The organism is Psychrobacter jeotgali, from assembly GCF_904846315.1.
GTDB classification, from domain to species: Bacteria; Pseudomonadota; Gammaproteobacteria; order Pseudomonadales; family Moraxellaceae; genus Psychrobacter; species Psychrobacter jeotgali.
The window spans coordinates 2,847,267-2,865,163 of record NZ_CAJHAF010000001.1; the positions used below are offsets into that span (position 1 = coordinate 2,847,267).

The following is a 17,897-nucleotide window of genomic DNA, read 5'->3' on the forward strand; positions in this document are numbered from 1 at the left end:
AATAAAACTAACCACACCCTACAATACTACCATTCTGACTTTATTTAACCTTTAACCCACCAGCTTGTTTTGACTATTATCAAAATAACGCGCCAAACCATTGAGCATCAAATCATCACGCAATCTGACTGGGCGGTTGACATGTTGGGCGATGATTTCGGCATCGCCACCTGTCATAATCAGCTCAAAGTTGGGATGGCGATGGGTGATCTCATTTATCGCCCCAACGATAGATAATAAGATTCCGTGATGTACCGCATCCTGTGTCGTTGTGCCCTGAGTAATGCTATCAAAAGCGCCGTTCGAGATGGTGATTTGCTTGGTGCCTGAAAATAGCGACTCGCGCTGCAAATAAATGCTAGGAAATATATAGCCGCCCAAATGCTGAGCATGGTCAATCAAGTCAATGGTCACCGCGGTCCCGCAGCCGACTACACACTGGCGCTTCTTCTTATCGACCGCGCCAAGCATCTGTAACCAGCGGTCACAGCCCAACTGATTGGCATCATAATTACTGTGCATCAAAGGGTGTGCGGCATCCACATGGACGAAGTCAAAAGGGATGTTTAAGCGTCCCAAGGTTTCTGCTACTTTTAGATTTAGCTCTTCACCGAGTACCGATGAGATACCGATAAAGTCAGGAGCATAGCGCTCAAAACGATCCGTTAAACCCATAAGCAGTTCAGCTGGCGCTTGCAAATGTTGCTTGGCATGGTGGGCGACTATTTGTCCCACATCGTCAGTAAGCCAGTATTTAAGGCGTGTATTTCCAAGGTCTAACCAGAGCATAAAAATCCCTTTAAATAGTGCTAGTGGTATAGGTTGTTTGAGCCTTATCAATCACATCAATGCGGCCGGTAAAAAGTGCAGAAATCTTACCGTTATCTTGGCGTAATTGCAAACATCCGTTTGTATCAATACCACAAGCCTCTCCTTTAACGACAAGTGTTTTTTCACCATGATTTTGGGTCACTTGTAGTGTTAACTCAGATAACGCATCCAATCTGTCAAACTGGTGTAAAAATTTATCAGTAGCATCGTTTTGTTCGGTTGTTCTTTGAGCGTGTTGTTTTTCTAGCATTATTTTTTCAAAACAATCCATAGCAGCTATCAAAGCCTGACTGACTTGTTGATAGAGATTGTCCAGACTTGGCAGTTCAAGACCTTGTTGGTCTAAATTAAGGGGCTCATAAATATCTTGCAAACTAATGGCTTGATAGCTCATTCCTTCCAAGGTTTGTGCGGTAAGCTTTGGCGTGGCTTTTACGTTAAGACCGACGCCCATAACCACCCCTAGCAGTTTTCCTGCTTGCCAAACCGGCTCAATTAAAATACCCGCTAGCTTATTAAAGGGAATAATCTTATTTTCTTCAGCCAAGTCGTTAGAGATTTTTTGCACTTGATAAAAACCCAAATCATTGGCCCATTTGACCCCGATTGGTGCTAGTTGTTGTGCGCTTAGTTGCTTATTTAGAGTTTCGATAATTGGCATTTTTGCCAGTTCCACCCCGATAATTAACGATAATAAACCGCTAACTGGCATCTGTATTGGATGATAAAGAGATAAATAAACATTACCAAGTGGCGATTGCCATGAGCGCTGCCGTTGGCCGCGTCCCGCTGTTTGGGTATCAGCGGTCAATAAATGGCGTTGATTGCGGTCAAGCTCGCCAGTGTTTAGTTGTTCTAGCAGTTCACTATTGGTCGATACGCTGCTGGTAACGTGTCGATGGTTAAGCTTAAATAAAGAGCTGGATAATGGGCCAGACAAACTGGTAAATGAAGACATGTGCTTCTCATTTTAAATAATAGGACTTAAGTAACGTTTGATGAAGTCTTTGCTATAATGTTTCGATTGGTCGCAGGACGTCTGCCATTATGATATAAAAGCAAGCTTGATAAAAGTTAAGTAAAATAAAAAGGATTCGATAATGCTCTATGTGTGGTTTGTGATAGCTGGTGCGTTTGCTGGAGTCAGTGCAGGTTTGTTCGGCGTTGGTGGCGGCATGATTATCGTCCCGGCTTTGGTATGGATTTTTACCGCCTACGATTTTTCCCCTGAAGTCGTCACACATATGGCCATTGGCACGTCCTTAGCAACTATCGTGGTAACTTCTATCAGCTCATTAACGGCACATAATAAACGCGGCGGTGTACGCTGGGAAGTGTGGCGCAAGATGTCTATTGGCCTCGTTATCGGTAGCTTGGTTGGTGCAGGGGTGGCCGATATGATCGATGGTAAAGCTTTGCAAGCTATCATCGGTATCGGTGCACTATTGGTGGCGCTCAAGATGCTGTTTTTCTCTAACAAAGAGCAAGTCGGTAAGCCTTTACCGTCAACTGGCGTACAGTTTGGGGCAGGGACGGGCATTGGGATGGCGTCATCGATCTTTGGTATTGGCGGCGGCAGCTTAACCGTACCGTTTTTAAACTGGGCAGGGCTGCCGATGAAGCAATCGGTAGGTACTTCAGCGGCTTGCGGCTTGCCCATTGCTTTAGCTGGCGCAGCAGGGTTTGCTTGGTTTGGACAAAATGTAGAAAACCTACCTACCGGCACGCTAGGGTTTGTCCATGTGACAGGGTTTTTATGTATCTCGGTTGCCAGCTTTATGATGGCAAAAGTTGGCGCAAGGCTTGCGCATCAATTGCCCGCGCTGATGCTCAAACGTGCTTTTGGTGTGCTACTGATATTTGCAGGTGGCCAGTTGTTTTTAAGCGGGATTGGAGTGATTTAGTTCACTCCTCATCAATAGCATCTAGCCCCAAACGTATCCATTTGCGTGCCAGCTCGCTGCGATCTGTGAGCGAGTTCCACAGCCCATCTTCACTAAAGATGGAATACGCTTCACCTGAGTGCTCAATCGGTAGATCTGCCTCACGATCTGTCATCCATTGTGGGCTAAAGTAATAATCTTTAAGCTCACGCAGTAGCGCTTCAGCTTGCACAAACTGCTGTTGCGCCTCCAATTGCTGGCGATACAATTTGCACCATTCTTCATATTTTTTTTGTAGTTCTTGTGGGTTATGTTGGCTCATAGGGTTGCTCGCAATTTTTAATTATTTAGATTCTCAGTCATATTATACTATTATCAACAAATTCCAAAATTCAGCACAATTTCAGGTAAAATAGCTCCCTGTTTTTATTAACCTAAAAGTTAGTCATGCGCTTAAAATCTCTAAAACTGGCGGGCTTTAAATCCTTTGCCAACTCAACCACTTTTACCTTTCCTCACGGCATTACTGCTATTGTCGGGCCAAATGGTTGTGGCAAATCAAACGTCATTGATGCCATTCGCTGGGTGCTGGGCGAGACCTCCGCCAAGCAGCTACGTGGCGGGGCGATGAGTGATGTTATCTTTGCTGGCACCCAAGATAAAGCGGCCAAAAGTGTCGCCAGTGTCGAGCTGACTTTTGAACATACCCAAGATGAGCAAACCGGCATTCGCCATGAGTTTAATCTGTATCATGAGCTGTCTGTACGCCGCCAAGTCAATATGGAGGGGCGCTCGGATTATTTTATCAATGGCACGCGGGCGCGTCGCCGTGATGTGGTTGATGTGTTCTTGGGAACGGGACTTGGGGCACGCAGTTATGCGGTGATTGAGCAGGGCATGATTGGGCGGATTGTCGATTCAAGTCCCTTGCAGCTACGGGAGTTTATCGAAGAAGCTGCGGGGGTGTCGCGCTACCAAGCCCGCCGGGACGAGACCCAAAAAAAGCTTGAGATGACTCGTGATAATTTGGTGCGGCTGCAAGATATGCAAAGCGAACTGACACGCCAACAAAAGAGCCTATCAAAGCAAGCGGCTAGCGCTGAGCGTTATCAAGCGCTGAACGAAAGCCATGCTGATATCAACCAACAACTGGCAATCCAGCAGCTTTATCAAGCCAAAGAGACGCAGCTGCAACTGAAAAAGGCGCATGAGAACAGCAGTGCTGAGGTGGCAGTGCTCCAAACCGATTATGATGCGCTCAAAACCAAGCAAGACCAGCTTACTGATCATATCAATCAAGAGCAATGGCTCAAAGATGACGCCCAAAGTGCTTATCATAAACAGCAGCTGAGCTACCAGCAAGCGGAGCATCAAGTCAACGATGTGCAAGCTAAAGTGGCGCAGACAAAGCAGCAGCTTGCAGATTTGGCCCAGCAAAAAACTCAGGTGCGTGCCCAAATTGAGCAATTAAAAAAGGAGCAGGACGAGCAGCAGACGGAGCTGGCTAGCATGCAGCCACAGCTGATTGAGCTGACCGCAAAACGTGAATCGTATAAACACAATGAGCAGCCCCTACAACACGCTTGGGCTAAAGCGCAAACTGAGCTGACAACACTAGAGGACAGCCAACGCACGCTTGAACAGCAGCAGGCGCTGAATAATCAATCCAAACAACGTCAGCAGCAAAGCTATAATAAATGGCAAAAACGTCAGCAAAATTGGCAAATATTGTGGGAGCAGTTGCAGCAGCCAGACATTGTCCAGAAAAATAAAGCTGAATCAATAGCCGAGCCAGCAGGGACACAGATTGCAGCGTTAAAGCACAAGTTACAACAAATCGAACGCCAGCAGGATAGTGTTGATGAGCGCCTGTCCGAGTTGCAACCACAAGCGCATATATTTCAGCAGCGTTTGACAGATGAGCAGCGTAACTTAGCAGAGCTTGAAAAGCGGCACGCGCTATTGGCGGGTGAATTCGATACACTTCATAATGTGCTGCATCCAAAACCTATAAATAAAGCGAGTGGCAAAACCAGTGCCAGCGCAGCTATTAAAAAGGCAAATAACGACGCAGACAATAGAGCGGCTAATCATAATGCTCAGTCGTTGCCGATTAGCACTTTACGGGAGCAAGTTGAGCTAAGCCCTCAAGGCCAGAAGTATGCCAATGAGCTCGATAAATTATTGTCGCTATGGCTCGATAGCCATGTGTTGATAAGCGATAAATTAACCCAAGATGCCTTAAGAAATGACCGACAATCAGCTGATAATTTAGGGCAAGCACTGAAAGGTTTTTTACCTGATTTGCTGACTTATCAAAGCAGTCAAACTGAGCCAGGCGCTCAAAATGCCCAAAATAACTCTGAAGCTCATCATAGTTTATGGTTGCCAGCTTTTACCAATAGTAACCAGCGACATAAAGTTTTAGAGGAGTTGCCAAACGAGCTTGTCGATAAAGTGTTACCTTTATCACAGATGATCACCCAGCCCGCTTTAGCGCTTTGGCAACGGTGCTATTTGTATATCGAAGAGGACGATAATTATGTGGATAAAGCTCAGCCCTTAGTACAGATTTTAAAAGTATTGCCAGCATCCGCTTTGTTATTAACCACTGACGGCTGGATTATGAGTGGTCAAGGCAGCTTGAATCTAAATAAGCTTTTAGGAGCAAAAGATAGCACTAATAATCAATTTTTGACCCAGCGCTTGCAGCAGCGCACCCGGCTTGAGCAATTAGAGGATTTGCTCAATGATAGTGACGATGCGATACAAATGCAGCAAAAGGCAATTAAAAAAAGCCAATATGAATACGATGCGCTACGTATTAGCCTAGAAGAAACCCGTGCCCAAAGTGAGCGATTGACCCGTGAAAAGTATCAATATACGCAGCAATTGAGTACCGAGCAAGCAGAGTACGCGCGCTTGCATGCCGATATCAAGCGCCTAAATAGTGATAAAGCCGCCCTTGAGCAAGAACAGCAGGAGCTAGTCAGCGAGCAGCAAGCCATAGAGGATGAACAGCAGCGTATTCAGGTGGCGATAGACGAGCTGATACCTAAACTTGTAGCCGCCAAAGAAAATCGCCAGCGGCTACAAGAAGAGCGCCGTAAGCTCAGCTACAATCGCCAAGCCGATGATGATAAGTGGCAAGCGCTACAATTAAGTCTGCAAAAAGCTCAAATGGGTCTTGAGCATCACACTCATAATCTAGAGCGTGCGACCAGTGCATACGATAAGGCGCTACAAAATGAACAAACGCTAACTACCGAGCTTAAACGTATTGAGCAGCAACTGCCAGACTTGCAAGCAGCATTGCAAAGCGCCCAATTGGCAAGGGACGAACAGCAGGCGCTATTAAATGAGCGTGAAAGCACACTAAATAATCTAAAGCACGATTATACTCAGCAGCAAAGCGAGCTTAATAATCTAGAAAATGAGCGCCAACAGCAGCAAAGCCGGCTTGCCCATCAAGCTACCGAGCTTGCGCTTAGCGAAGCAAAGTTGACTGATGCCAGCATCAAGACGCAGGAGGCTTTGGATAACTATTATCAAATGATGAATAAAGATGGAGCGCATTTAGCAACCCAAACAACGCAAAAAATGAGCGTCTCAAGTTTACTAACCGATTTTATTGTGCACGAGCGCCGTGTGCGCCCCGATAAAATCGCTGAACTCCAGACCGAGCTTCGCCAGCTTGAGCAGCAAATAAGTAAAATAGGCGCGGTCAATTTAGCTGCCATCAAAGAGCTTGATGAGGTTAATGAGCGTTTGGAGCCCTTAACACAGCAGATTGATGATATCAGCGCCAGTATGCAAACCTTACTTGATGCAATTGCGGCGATTGATGAGACCACCAAGACCCTATTTATGGAAACGCTGGACGCAGTCAATGATGAGCTTGCCAAATTGTTTGCCAAGGTGTTCGGCGGCGGTAAGGCCAGCTTGACCCTTAATACAGACGCTATGCCAGACGACATACCTGAAAATCGTTACCAATTAGATTCTAAGTCAGAGCCTAAATCAGAGCAATGGCGAGCCGGGCTAACGCTAATGGCGCAGCCCAAAGGCAAGCGCAATAGTCGTCTTGCGGTGTTGTCAGGCGGAGAGAAAACTCTGACGGCACTTAGCCTCATTTTTGCCATATTTAAGCAGCATCCCGCGCCTTTTTGTGTACTCGATGAGGTCGATGCCCCGCTTGATGATGCTAACGTAGCGCGCTTTACCAGTCTTATTCATGAGTTAGCGGATGATTTACAATTCATTTTTATCAGTCACAATAAACTGTCGATGCAGATTGCTGATGAGCTAAAAGGGATTACTATGCCAACCGCCGGCATCTCAACCTTAGTGAGCGTATCACTTGACGAGGCGGCACACTATATTGAAAGTTAGGATTGGGTTACAAGGTACAACTAGATTTATCAATTTGAGGTATAGAGCGTGTTGGTTAAAAATTAACCACCGTTTATAACTAAAAGCCAGTGATTAAGATTATAGCGCTAAAACTTACTCAGCTTTAACTTTATAAAGACAAATTTAGCTACCACTGACCAGCCGTCAAACTATACAATATGGTGACGACATCGTTTAGCCATGCTAGACTATTGCCATTTATGCCTTCTTGTGTATTCCCACTTGTCATATAGATTAGGATGTATTTCTCATGACTGTTATTCAGTTTATTTTGGTCGCTATTGCTGCATTTATCGTATTTGCAGGGCTATTTATAGTCATTCGGAGTGTCAAGCGTCGTCAAAATGCTGAAACACCCCTAGTGAGATATGACAAAAATGGTATTCCAATTATCCCACGTCATGAGCGTAATATTGTCGATCAACCTGATCTTGACGATACCGTCGCTGGCGAGACTACTATAGGTCCGAATCGTGATTATCTTAATGCAATCATTGAGGATGAGCCTTCAGCTGAAGTGCCAGCCAGTAATAATGAGACGCTAGCGCCTTCTCATCCTAAAAATGCTAATGATGAAAGCGGTGCTGACTACGCCCGCTGGCAAACTGAGCAACGTCGTGCTGATGATACGGAGTTTGCTTCTTTAGCAGATGAGATGCGTGGCGATGAACAGGTTAATGATGAGCAAGAATTGGATGCTTTTTCAAGTTTGGTATCGGCTACTGACAGTCTGATGCCAGTGATTGATACCGCTGAAGAGCCAAGCTTCGATGATAATAGCCCTATCCTCGACCAGCATTTATTAGAGCCAGTCGATGAAGCGCAAAATGCTCCTCTGCTCAATGCGAAGGATAATATTAATATCACCATTTTACCGAATCAGTACCGTGATCGACCCTATAATATCATTCGGGGGCGCGACTTATTAGCATTGATTGATAAGTACGGACTACGTTTTGGGGCGATGAATATGTTCCATCGTTATGAGCAAAAAGACGGCACCGGCATGCTATGGTTTAGCATGATGGGGATTACTGATAGCGGTATCGCTCCTTTTGATCCGCATAGCGTGGCGACCAATACTTATAACGGTATTGTCGTGTTTTTATCGCTGCCGCATCCGCAAGCGCTACGTAGCTTCGATAGTATGATGAGCATAGCTTATATGATGGCGAATGATCTAGATGCCGTGATGCTCGATGAAAATAACGAACCGATTACCCCTGAATATAAACAGCAACTGCGTAACCAAGTGCGTGATTATGACCTTTAACTAGCACGCTTAAATCTATAACCGTTTTACTTTCAACTGACTATACAAACGGGCAATTTTTGAAGGGCAAATAAGCTAAGTCATATATAGCTAAGTCACTTTAAAAGTGTTACAACTCAGTAGCACGTAGCTAAATATGTCAGTTTTATTTGGGATTGACTATAGCTTATTTGCCCTTACTGATTTTTAAACTGCTATCCTAATATCCTGCAAACTTGTTATCATATCGGCATCTTGAACTGTAAAGACGCCGATTATGACTGACTCACTATTACCGACCCCTTCTTCAAAATCCACTCTGATTGATGACACCATTATTACGCAAATGCGTACGCTTATTGGTGCTATCAAAAAACACAACTATGCTTACTATGTACTGGATAATCCAATCTTAGAGGATAGTGAATACGATCAGCTGCGTCTGTCTTTAGTGGAGCTTGAAGAGCAATATCCCGATCTGGTTCAGCCCGATAGTCCGATCAATCAAGTGGGCGATACGCCGCTATCGGCATTTAATCAAGTCACTCACGATGTGCCGATGTTATCTTTGGGCAATGTGTTTGATTATGACGATTTGCATAACTTTATGCGCCGTGTCAACGATCGTTTAAGTGACGCGCAGCAAAACCCAGAGTACGAGATTGAGCTCAAGCTTGATGGCCTGGCGGTATCGCTGAAATACGAGTACGGCCAATTTGTGCAAGCGGTCACCCGTGGCGATGGCAGAGTCGGCGAGGACATTACCCAAAATACCAAAACCATTCGCAATTTGCCCTTATGGCTTAGCGATGCCAAAGATATTGAATTATTAGAAGTGCGCGGCGAAGTATTGATGCCCAAAGCAGGATTCGAGCGTTTGAACCGCCTAGCTGAAGAGAACGAAGACAAGACCTTTGCCAATCCACGTAACGCTGCTGCTGGGAGCTTACGTCAATTAGACCCTGCCGTTGCTGCCAGTCGCCCATTGGCGTTCTATGCTTATTCAGTCAATCAAGGCTTGCCCGACATTATTGAAACCCAATCGGCGGCGCTGGCATGGCTCAAAGATATCGGTTTTACCGTCAGCGCCGTTGAAGTGGTGTCAAACCCACGTGCGGCGCAAGTCTATTACGAATCGGTGATTGAAACCCGTGATGACTTGCCTTTTGAGATTGATGGCACGGTGATTAAAGTCAATAGCTTGGCGTTGCAACAACAGCTTGGCTACCTATCACGCGAGCCGCGCTGGGCGACCGCTTATAAGTTCCCCGCCGAAACCGTGATAACTCGTCTAAATAATATCGAATGGCAAGTGGGGCGCACGGGACAATTAACACCTGTGGGTAAACTTGAGCCGGTCAAAGTCGGCGGCGTCACCGTAAGTAATGTCACCTTGCATAACTTTGGTGAGATTCAGCGGCTGGATGTTAGAGCTGGCGACATGGTCAGCGTGCACCGCGCTGGTGATGTGATTCCTAAAGTCACCCGCGTTTGGCACGAGCAACGTCCAGATAACTCCGAGCCCGTCACTTTACCCTCTAACTGTCCGGTGTGCGACTCGCCAGTGATATTACCGGAAGGTGAAGCGCTAGCAAGATGTACTGGTGGTCTGTTTTGTCCAGCGCAGCAGCAAGAGGCGCTCATTCACTTTGTCTCACGCCGAGCGATGGATATCGATGGTCTGGGCGAGCGCTGGCTGATTAGCTTCTTTGAGCATGGTTTGGTCAAAACCGTCGCTGATATCTATCAATTGCATAACCATCAAGACGATCTCATCACTTATGAAAAATTGGGCGAAAAGTCGGTCAACAATATAATAAGCGCTATTGAAGATAGCAAGCATACGACTTTAGCGCGCTTTATTTATGCCCTTGGTATCCGCGGTGTCGGTGAGACTACGGCGCAGAACCTTGCACAGCAATTTGGCGAGCTTGATAGTTTGATGGCCGCTGATATAGACACCCTACTGCAAACCCCTGATGTCGGCGCTATCACTGCCGAGCTGATCTATGAGTTCTTCCGTGCGCCGCATAATATCGAAGTCATTGATGAATTAATAAAGGCTGGCGTCCATTGGGACGCCGTCGAGCAAACCGTCGCTGAAGGGCTACCGCTTGACGGTCAAACTTGGGTTATTACCGGCGCCCTTGATAGCATGGCACGCGACGAAGCCAAAGCCAAGTTGCAAGCCTTAGGTGCAAAGGTGGTTGGTAGTGTTTCGGCGAAAACTACGGCGTTATTGGCAGGAGAGAAAGCAGGCTCGAAGCTGACCAAAGCAGAGAAATTGGGCGTTAAGGTTGTCGGCGAGGATGAGTTTTTGGCATTGGTTGGGGATTGAATGTTGGCGGTAGGGTGCGCCCAGCGCATCATTTGAAAGCTGATTTTGATGAAAAGCAAAAGATAAAAAAGCATGGCCTCAACATCGCTTGCTTTAAGAGTGGGTAAATATGCAGGTCATGAGCCGTCTTTCTTTAAGGGTTTATTCGGCGCTCGTCCCTCGCGCAAGAGCCAAGAGTAGTCATTGTATACTCGGTAAAATAGTGATCTAAGTAGGGTGCGCCCAGCGCACCATTAAGAAATGGATTCTTGAATTTATACATATTATTTTATAAATAATTCGACGTGGAATATTTTTTATAGATAGGTGTTTTTAATCTATTATTTCGTGTGAATGCGTTGGTGCGCTGGGCGCACCCTACTGCTACTACGCGCTAGACTAAACCACAACTTTGATTAATTGGTAGCTATCAGCAGTGCTAATTTGTGAATGTTCAACACGCCTTAATGTCTAATAGATTATAAGCTATAATATTTTCGGCCTAATTTTTCGAACTCATACATTTTTTCCAGAAAAGGTTTACTCCAATCACTATCTACTTCCAGATAAGCTCTCGATAAAGACTCAATTCTAGTAAACTTTTGCTTAGAATATATTGCGTTATTATTTTCTAATGAATTAATAAAATTTAAATATAGTACTGCGTAATCTTTAAGAACATCCGAATTTTGATAGTCTTTATCAGATTTCATTGATTCAATAACTATAAATGCATAATCTTTTAACATTTCTAAAGTAACGTGATTATAATTCAAGGTTTCACCTTTCTAGTCGATTTAATCCATGATGAAGGCCAGTCCTTAGGCATGAGGATCTGATCAACATCTCCTTTTAAAACAGTGCCAAATTCTCTAATAATTTGCTCTTCCACTCTTCCAACATTAATGGTTGTACCCTTAGGAATAATAATGTCTGCTTCAAATTGTCTTGTATTTTTCCATTCTGGCAATAAAGCCGCATCGATTTTTGCTTGAATCTTATTCTTTGCTGGTGAAGTAGTCACGAAACCGCCTTCAGCTTTAGCACTTCCACCATATACTCGATAAACCACAATATCTTCATCCGTGACTACAGTTCTATAATTACCATCTTTAAAACTATCTTTTACGAATGAAGGTAAACTCTCATCTTTTTGAACTATTTTAACTTTATTATCAATTTTAGTTCTATATTCTTGAGGAATGATATCTCTGCTTGCTTTAGCAGCTCCTTTAGCAGCACGGCTCTTAGCAATATTGCCAACTGTTTTAGCAGCTCCATATCCTAAGAGTGCATAGTCCTCAGGATGTACTGGTGTTATAGCACCAGAACCTACATTAGCCACCTGACTAGCAGCAGGCGAGTAGGGTGCGCCCAGCGCACCAGATAAAATAAACTACTCTAATATATCCGAAAAACTCTCTGAAAAACCCATCAAACTACTACCCCAATCTTCCGCATAAAAACCTTGTCTCACACAGCGATGAAAGCTTGAGTACGGCCAATCTAAAACCCTTGTAACCAAACCGTGTTTAACCGGATTATAATGCAGATAATCCATGTGCTTTATAAAGTCTGCTTCATCTTTTATTTGATGCTCAAAAAATCGACGTTGCCAGACACCACGTTCATGTCTTTTTGCCTTTGAATGGCTTAACTCATTTAGTGATAACTGATATTGCGGACAGGTTTGGGTAGTTAAGCGTTTTATCTGCGACCAGCGCATACTGTAATTAGCATCGTTTTCAGGCATTTTCCAAATGCAGTGCAAATGGTCGGGTAGTTGTACCCATGCGATAATCTCAAAATGATATTGCTGCTGGATTTGTTTTATACTGTTTTTAAAAGCCTGTAAAAAGTCTTCATTACAAAATATGTCTCTTCGATCATACGAAACTAATGTAAAGAAGTAAGTAGCACCTTGCGTATAGGATCGAATGTACTCTGACATTTTTGATTATCCGTATGGAGTTTTTATGACCTTATTTGGTGCGCTATGCGGCACCCTACAGCAACATTTCGTTTTAGTTTAAACTCTCAATCCCTACATACCCTCATGCGGATTAGCATCAACTTCACCCTTCACTCCATCAGGCATAATTACAATCGGTAAGGTTAACCCTTTAGCAAAGTCCTCTGCAAACACGTAATCATAGCTACTGGCAGCAATATCAGGAGTCGTATGAATGATAAGCTGCATAGCTTCGCCATCGGTCAGCTCATGTGAGGTATAGCTGGTACCCAGCTGTTCTAATACCTTTGATAACGGCTCGTTACTCGCCATACCTACCGTTAGATTATGTTGGGCAGTAGCGTTATCAATACTGAAATAGTCAGCATAATCGCGGACATTTTGGCTGTCTATAGCAAATGGATAATCAAAGTCAGCTCGAGCCACCGGTGTTTGCTCTGTTGCTACCGCATTCCAATCGATATTAGTAATTGATTCACTACCAACCCCAGTCGCAGTACCTTGCTCAGTAGCCATAGCGGTATCTGAGGTATTGTCACAACCCGTTAATGCCAGCATAGCCGCTGTAGAGATGATAATCGTACTTATAAGACGCTTTGCCATGAGTATTTCTCTTTTGAGGTTTACAATGAGTAGGGGTTCATTTAATCAGGAATATAAACTTAATCAGGAATATAAACTTATACTGCAATATTATAGCGGCTGGCCATAAAAAAACAGCCATCATTTGATGACTGTTTACAATGAAAAAAGAAGTTTAGAAAAAGCTATTATTATAGTTTTTTACAAGCTACTTGATACTCTTCGCCATTTGCCCATTTCATAGCTAGCAAACCGGTATCGTTGTCCTGCATGTACCATGCATAGATAATCTCTGGGTTAGAGTCATTGACGTAGCTTGCGGTACTACCTTTTACGCCACCAGCTAAAGTAATGGGCTGCTGTGACCAATTGAGCTTAGGTAGAGTCACAGTAAGCTGAGCTTGCTGCTTATTGATAGACTGCTTGGCCATAATTTGACCATCGTCAGCACAAGTATAGCGCTCTGGCATCATGCGGTCATAGGCGGCATCAGGCATTTGATTGCCAGAAGCGCTAGGTGGCGGCGTAGTTGGAGCAGTAGTAGCACAAGCAGTGATTAGAGCGATAGCTGGGGCAGCAGCGGCTAGTTTAATTAAATTATTCATAATATATTCTCCAAAAGTCAGGGGGTAATCTTTTATGATTTATTTCATTATATTGAGAATGCAATAAGTGCATGAGGTTCATGGTAACCAAAACTTAATATTTATAATGTTAGAAATTGTTCCTTACCTGTTAGCGACGTTACTTAACAACTTACTAATGTAATCATGTAGTTTAGCTAATAAAAACGCACATCAACCTTTAGATTGATGTGCGTTTTTTTGGATGAATTTAATTTATAAACCCTTTTTTATCAGAGTTATTTAGTTTTACGCGGCGGTAGCCCAGTATGTTGGGTTTGGAAGTTGCCTTTGCTAACTCTCTTTTTGGTGTTTTTACTCGCTTTACTATTGGTCGCAGTGTTGTTGCTATTGTTGTTACCTTGACGTTTAACAGAGTCGTTACCAACACGGCTGTTCTTTTTACGAGCGGACTGATAGCTGTCCTTATTGGCATCGCGCCCTTCTAGATGGGCATTAAATGGCGGTATGAGGCAACCACGGTTTTTACCGATTAAGTCGCTACGCCCCATACTTTTTAGAGCGTCCCGTAATAGAGCCCAGTTTTTGGGGTCATGGTAACGCAGAAATGCTTTGTGCAATTTACGCTGCTTCCCTGACTTGACGATATCCATATCGCCATTATGACGATTGACCTTATGTAGCGGGTCTTTATGGGTGTGATACATGGTGGTCGCGGTTGCCATGGGACTGGGGTAAAACGCTTGCACTTGATCGGCGCGGTAGTCATTACGCTTGAGCCACAGGGCGAGGTTCATCATATCTTCATCTTTGGTACCCGGATGGGCAGCGATAAAATAAGGAATTAGGTACTGCTCTTTACCTGCCTCTTGACTGAATTGCTCGAACATCGCTTTGAACTGATCGTAAGAACCCATACCCGGCTTCATCATCTTTGACAATACGCCTTCTTCTGAGTGCTCAGGGGCGATTTTTAGATAGCCGCCAACGTGATGGCTGACCAACTCTTTGACGTATTCAGGGTCTTTTACTGCTAAATCATAACGTAGACCAGAGGCGATCAGGATTTTCTTCACACCTTTGATATCACGGGCTTTACGGTATAATTTGGTTAAATTACTGTGATCAGTAATTAGGTTCTCGCAGACATCAGGGTACACGCAAGAGGGCTTGCGGCAATGCTTTTCGATGGTTTCATCTTTACAGTTCAAGCGATACATATTCGCTGTCGGCCCGCCCAAATCTGATATCACGCCGGTAAAGGCAGGCGCGGTATCACGTATCGCTTCGACTTCGCGTAGGATAGACTCCTCCGAGCGATTTTGGATGATACGCCCTTCGTGCTCAGTGATGGAGCAAAAGGTACAACCGCCAAAACAGCCGCGCATAATATTGACCGAGAATTTAATCATATCAAAGGCAGGAATGCGCGCGTCGCCATAGCTTGGATGCGGCAAACGGGCGTAAGGCAGATCAAACACGTAATCCATCTCTTCAGTAGATAGCGGAATCGGCGGCGGATTGAGCCAAACATCGATAGCGGTGTGCGAGTTACCCGCGCCGCTACCGTGACGTTGCACTAGGGCACGAGCATTGCCCGGATTGGTCTCGAGATGCAGGATACGACTGGCATGAGCGTAAAGTACGGGGTCAGATTTAACTTGCTCATAGTCGGGTAGACGGATGACCGTTTGCTCGCGCGCTGGCATTTTTAACTTGTGTTTGCGTGCGGTTTTGGGTTTGTCTACCTGACTGTCTTTGTCTAGATGGTCAAAGCCGCGCATTTGTACGACTTGGGTTTCGGTATCGACCTGATCGGCATTTAGGACTTTATTGGTAACTGGTTCAGCAACAAAACCCGCATATTGCGCGGACATTCCCGTCATCGCTTGTCCCACTGGCGAATCGCTAGGTTTTTCTTGCTCAATCTTGCAGCTATCAACGTCTTCGGTCATGACGTACGGATTGATAATAGGATCTACCCGGCCTATCGTATCGACGTCATTACTGACAATCTCGGTCATATCCGCTTGCCAGTGGCGACGGCTTGGCGTTAATAAGTAAGCGGTGCCGCGCAGTTTACTCATCTGCTCAAAGGTGTAGCCTTTAGATAATCCATGCACCACATCGACGATGGCTCGCTCGGCATTACCGTACAATAAAACGTCAGCGCGCGAGTCCAGCAAAATACTACGGCGTACCTTATCTGACCAATAATCATAATGCGCGATACGGCGTAGACTACCTTCAATACCGCCTAAGATAATCGGCACGTCAGGATAGGCTTCACGGCAGCGCTGGCTATAAACGATGGCCGCACGGTCGGGGCGTTTGTCCGCGACATTACCCGGTGAGTACGCATCATCGCTACGAATTTTACGATCCGCGGTATAGCGATTGATCATGCTATCCATGTTGCCGGCGGTCACGCCATAAGCGTAGACTGGTTTACCAAGCTCCATAAAGGCGTCTTTACTCTTCCAGTCCGGCTGCGCGATGATACCGACACGAAAGCCTTGCGCTTCAAGCAAACGTCCGATAATCGCCATGCCAAAGCTGGGATGATCCACATAAGCATCGCCAGATATAATAATGACATCGCAGGCATCCCAGCCCAAATCGTCCATCTCTTTACGGCTCATTGGCAAGTAAGGGGCAGGCTCGTAGCAGCTTGCCCAATGTTTATCGTAGTCATAGAGTGGTTTGGTGCCTTGTTTAAAGGCAGTGCGGGCGATGGTATCGGCAGACATGGGCAGACCTATTAATTAGAAAAAGAGCACTTAAAGTAGAGCCGTTATCAGCAATCAGTACTGAGGACTAAATTAAGGGCGCTCATTTTAGCATGAATTACATTCATGATGTGAAAAAGCAGCTTAGCTACTGCCTATTAAGTTATTGATAGTGTAAGGAAAGTACTGGTATAGGATGAATGGGGAAAGCTATTGTTTTAATAATTTAAGAGTGCCTTGGACAACTGGCTTTTAATTTAATTCTAGCCACATTACGCTAATAGTTCTTTGAATTATTGCCAGCTAGTATTTTCCTGAGGTATGTTTTCTGACTGCTGTTGCCAATAACCTGCTTTTCGTTCATAACGCTTATCAAATAAGGATAACTCAGTATAAATCTTCTCTAATCCTTCTATTGCTTTATAGCTACCTTGCTCAGCATAGCTTACTAATGCTGGCAAAATGGGCTGTAAATACTGTTCAAGTTCTGTTTGGCTTGGAGGAGTAGGTACAGAACGCCAATAATCAAATGTTTCAAGTAATAGCCCAGCTTTACTATCTAAATGTCCAGCTTTAGATAACAGTGCAGTACTTACAATACCTAACCCAGTCTCAGTTTTATGTTGCAAGGTAATGGGATTGTTTCGACTCAAGCGCCTGTTTTTTCGCACCAGTCCTGTACTCACCATATAGTCTAGCCAAATTATAGATTCCGCTTTATTTTGTTGAAAGTAGTCTACTACTTTGCTCATATACTGTATGGTTTTCTCATCGTTTTTGGGAACAAATTCACCTAGATAGTAATTTAGAGCCATTTGAAAATAAAGCTCGACTACTTGCTCTTGATAATAAATACCATCAGATTTAAATTGTTTTATTTGCTCGCGGCTTAAGCTGTCTTTGTTAGGAAAGTCGATAATAGCCCTGTCTGCAAGCCTAGATAAGGTTTGCTCATATTTAGCATATTGGCTAATGGCATCTTCATTGTTACTAAAGGGGTGAGTTGCTTGGCACAGCTGAAAGTTTGCTACTTGCAAGGTAAGATTATCTGAATAGACATTGATACCGTTTGGCGTTTGCTTAAATTCGCTCAATTCTAGAGGCTTCTCTGCTTGTTCGATAATCTTATAAATATCACAACTATTTACAGCAGTCTGACTTCCTTGGGCATAAAGTGGTAAAGCGGTTAATGTAAGTAAACTTGCGATGCATAGCTGATTTAATGATAATTTTGCAAGAACTGAGGTCTTGAGTTTCGAGGTTAAAAGCGTATTCAGCGTTTGCATAGGTAGCACCCTTAAAATGATTATTGGTTGCCAGATAAATAACACAAC

Annotated in this window: 14 protein-coding genes; 4 read left to right on the top strand and 10 right to left on the bottom strand. The window is 44.4% G+C overall.

The annotated features are described in order from the left end of the window. Window positions 1-51: 51 nt before the first annotated feature. A complete protein-coding gene (locus tag JMX18_RS11805; protein ID WP_201587911.1) occupies window positions 52-789 on the bottom strand; it encodes a pantothenate kinase in 738 nt (245 codons plus the stop codon). A 10-nt stretch (window positions 790-799) separates the two neighbouring features. Continuing rightward, window positions 800-1,789 (bottom strand): biotin--[acetyl-CoA-carboxylase] ligase, encoded by a 990-nt coding sequence (locus JMX18_RS11810; RefSeq protein WP_201587912.1) that lies wholly within the window; start codon window positions 1,787-1,789, stop codon window positions 800-802. A gap of 142 nt (window positions 1,790-1,931) precedes the next feature. Between JMX18_RS11810 and JMX18_RS11815 the strand changes: the two genes are divergently transcribed. After that, a complete protein-coding gene (locus JMX18_RS11815) occupies window positions 1,932-2,735 on the top strand; it encodes a sulfite exporter TauE/SafE family protein (RefSeq protein ID WP_201587914.1) in 804 nt (267 codons plus the stop codon). 1 nt (window position 2,736) lies between these two features. Here the strand turns inward: JMX18_RS11815 and JMX18_RS11820 are convergent, their stop codons facing one another. Continuing rightward, window positions 2,737-3,036, bottom strand: coding sequence for a DUF4298 domain-containing protein (locus JMX18_RS11820; RefSeq protein WP_201587915.1), 300 nt, complete (start codon window positions 3,034-3,036; stop codon window positions 2,737-2,739). Between the two features lie 125 nt (window positions 3,037-3,161). Here JMX18_RS11820 and JMX18_RS11825 point away from each other — a divergent pair, with 125 nt between their 5' ends. The 3 genes from JMX18_RS11825 (at window position 3,162) to ligA (ending at window position 10,717) form a co-directional block, all read left to right on the top strand. Further along, complete coding sequence (locus JMX18_RS11825) at window positions 3,162-7,106, top strand: AAA family ATPase (RefSeq protein ID WP_201587916.1); 3,945 nt, start codon at window positions 3,162-3,164, stop codon at window positions 7,104-7,106. A 271-nt stretch (window positions 7,107-7,377) separates the two neighbouring features. Next, the gene (locus JMX18_RS11830) at window positions 7,378-8,400 is read left to right on the top strand and encodes a cell division protein ZipA (RefSeq protein ID WP_201587917.1); all 1,023 of its coding nucleotides are present in this window, start codon (window positions 7,378-7,380) and stop codon (window positions 8,398-8,400) included. 256 nt (window positions 8,401-8,656) lie between these two features. Continuing rightward, a complete protein-coding gene (gene ligA, locus JMX18_RS11835; RefSeq protein WP_201587918.1) occupies window positions 8,657-10,717 on the top strand; it encodes an NAD-dependent DNA ligase LigA in 2,061 nt (686 codons plus the stop codon). 458 nt (window positions 10,718-11,175) lie between these two features. Here the strand turns inward: ligA and JMX18_RS11840 are convergent, their stop codons facing one another. The 7 genes from JMX18_RS11840 to JMX18_RS11870 all read right to left on the bottom strand — a co-directional run bounded on the left by JMX18_RS11840 (window position 11,176) and on the right by JMX18_RS11870 (window position 17,849). Beyond that, entirely contained in the window at window positions 11,176-11,472 is a 297-nt protein-coding gene (locus JMX18_RS11840) for a hypothetical protein (RefSeq protein ID WP_201587919.1), read from the bottom strand. Next, entirely contained in the window at window positions 11,469-12,041 is a 573-nt protein-coding gene (locus tag JMX18_RS13230; RefSeq protein ID WP_227674652.1) for a hypothetical protein, read from the bottom strand. The genes JMX18_RS11840 and JMX18_RS13230 overlap by 4 nt, the downstream gene beginning before the upstream one ends. A gap of 51 nt (window positions 12,042-12,092) precedes the next feature. After that, window positions 12,093-12,647: an REP-associated tyrosine transposase gene (locus JMX18_RS11850; RefSeq protein ID WP_201587920.1), complete on the bottom strand. Its 555-nt coding sequence runs from the start codon at window positions 12,645-12,647 to the stop codon at window positions 12,093-12,095. Window positions 12,648-12,740: 93 nt separating this feature from the next. After that, complete coding sequence (locus JMX18_RS11855; protein ID WP_201587922.1) at window positions 12,741-13,271, bottom strand: hypothetical protein; 531 nt, start codon at window positions 13,269-13,271, stop codon at window positions 12,741-12,743. A 170-nt stretch (window positions 13,272-13,441) separates the two neighbouring features. Then, window positions 13,442-13,855, bottom strand: coding sequence for a hypothetical protein (locus JMX18_RS11860; protein WP_201587924.1), 414 nt, complete (start codon window positions 13,853-13,855; stop codon window positions 13,442-13,444). A gap of 257 nt (window positions 13,856-14,112) precedes the next feature. Beyond that, on the bottom strand, window positions 14,113-16,584 hold the full coding sequence (locus JMX18_RS11865) for a YgiQ family radical SAM protein (RefSeq protein ID WP_201587926.1): 2,472 nt from the start codon (window positions 16,582-16,584) through the stop codon (window positions 14,113-14,115). 272 nt (window positions 16,585-16,856) lie between these two features. Continuing rightward, a complete protein-coding gene (locus JMX18_RS11870; protein ID WP_201587927.1) occupies window positions 16,857-17,849 on the bottom strand; it encodes a hypothetical protein in 993 nt (330 codons plus the stop codon). Window positions 17,850-17,897 lie beyond the last annotated feature (48 nt).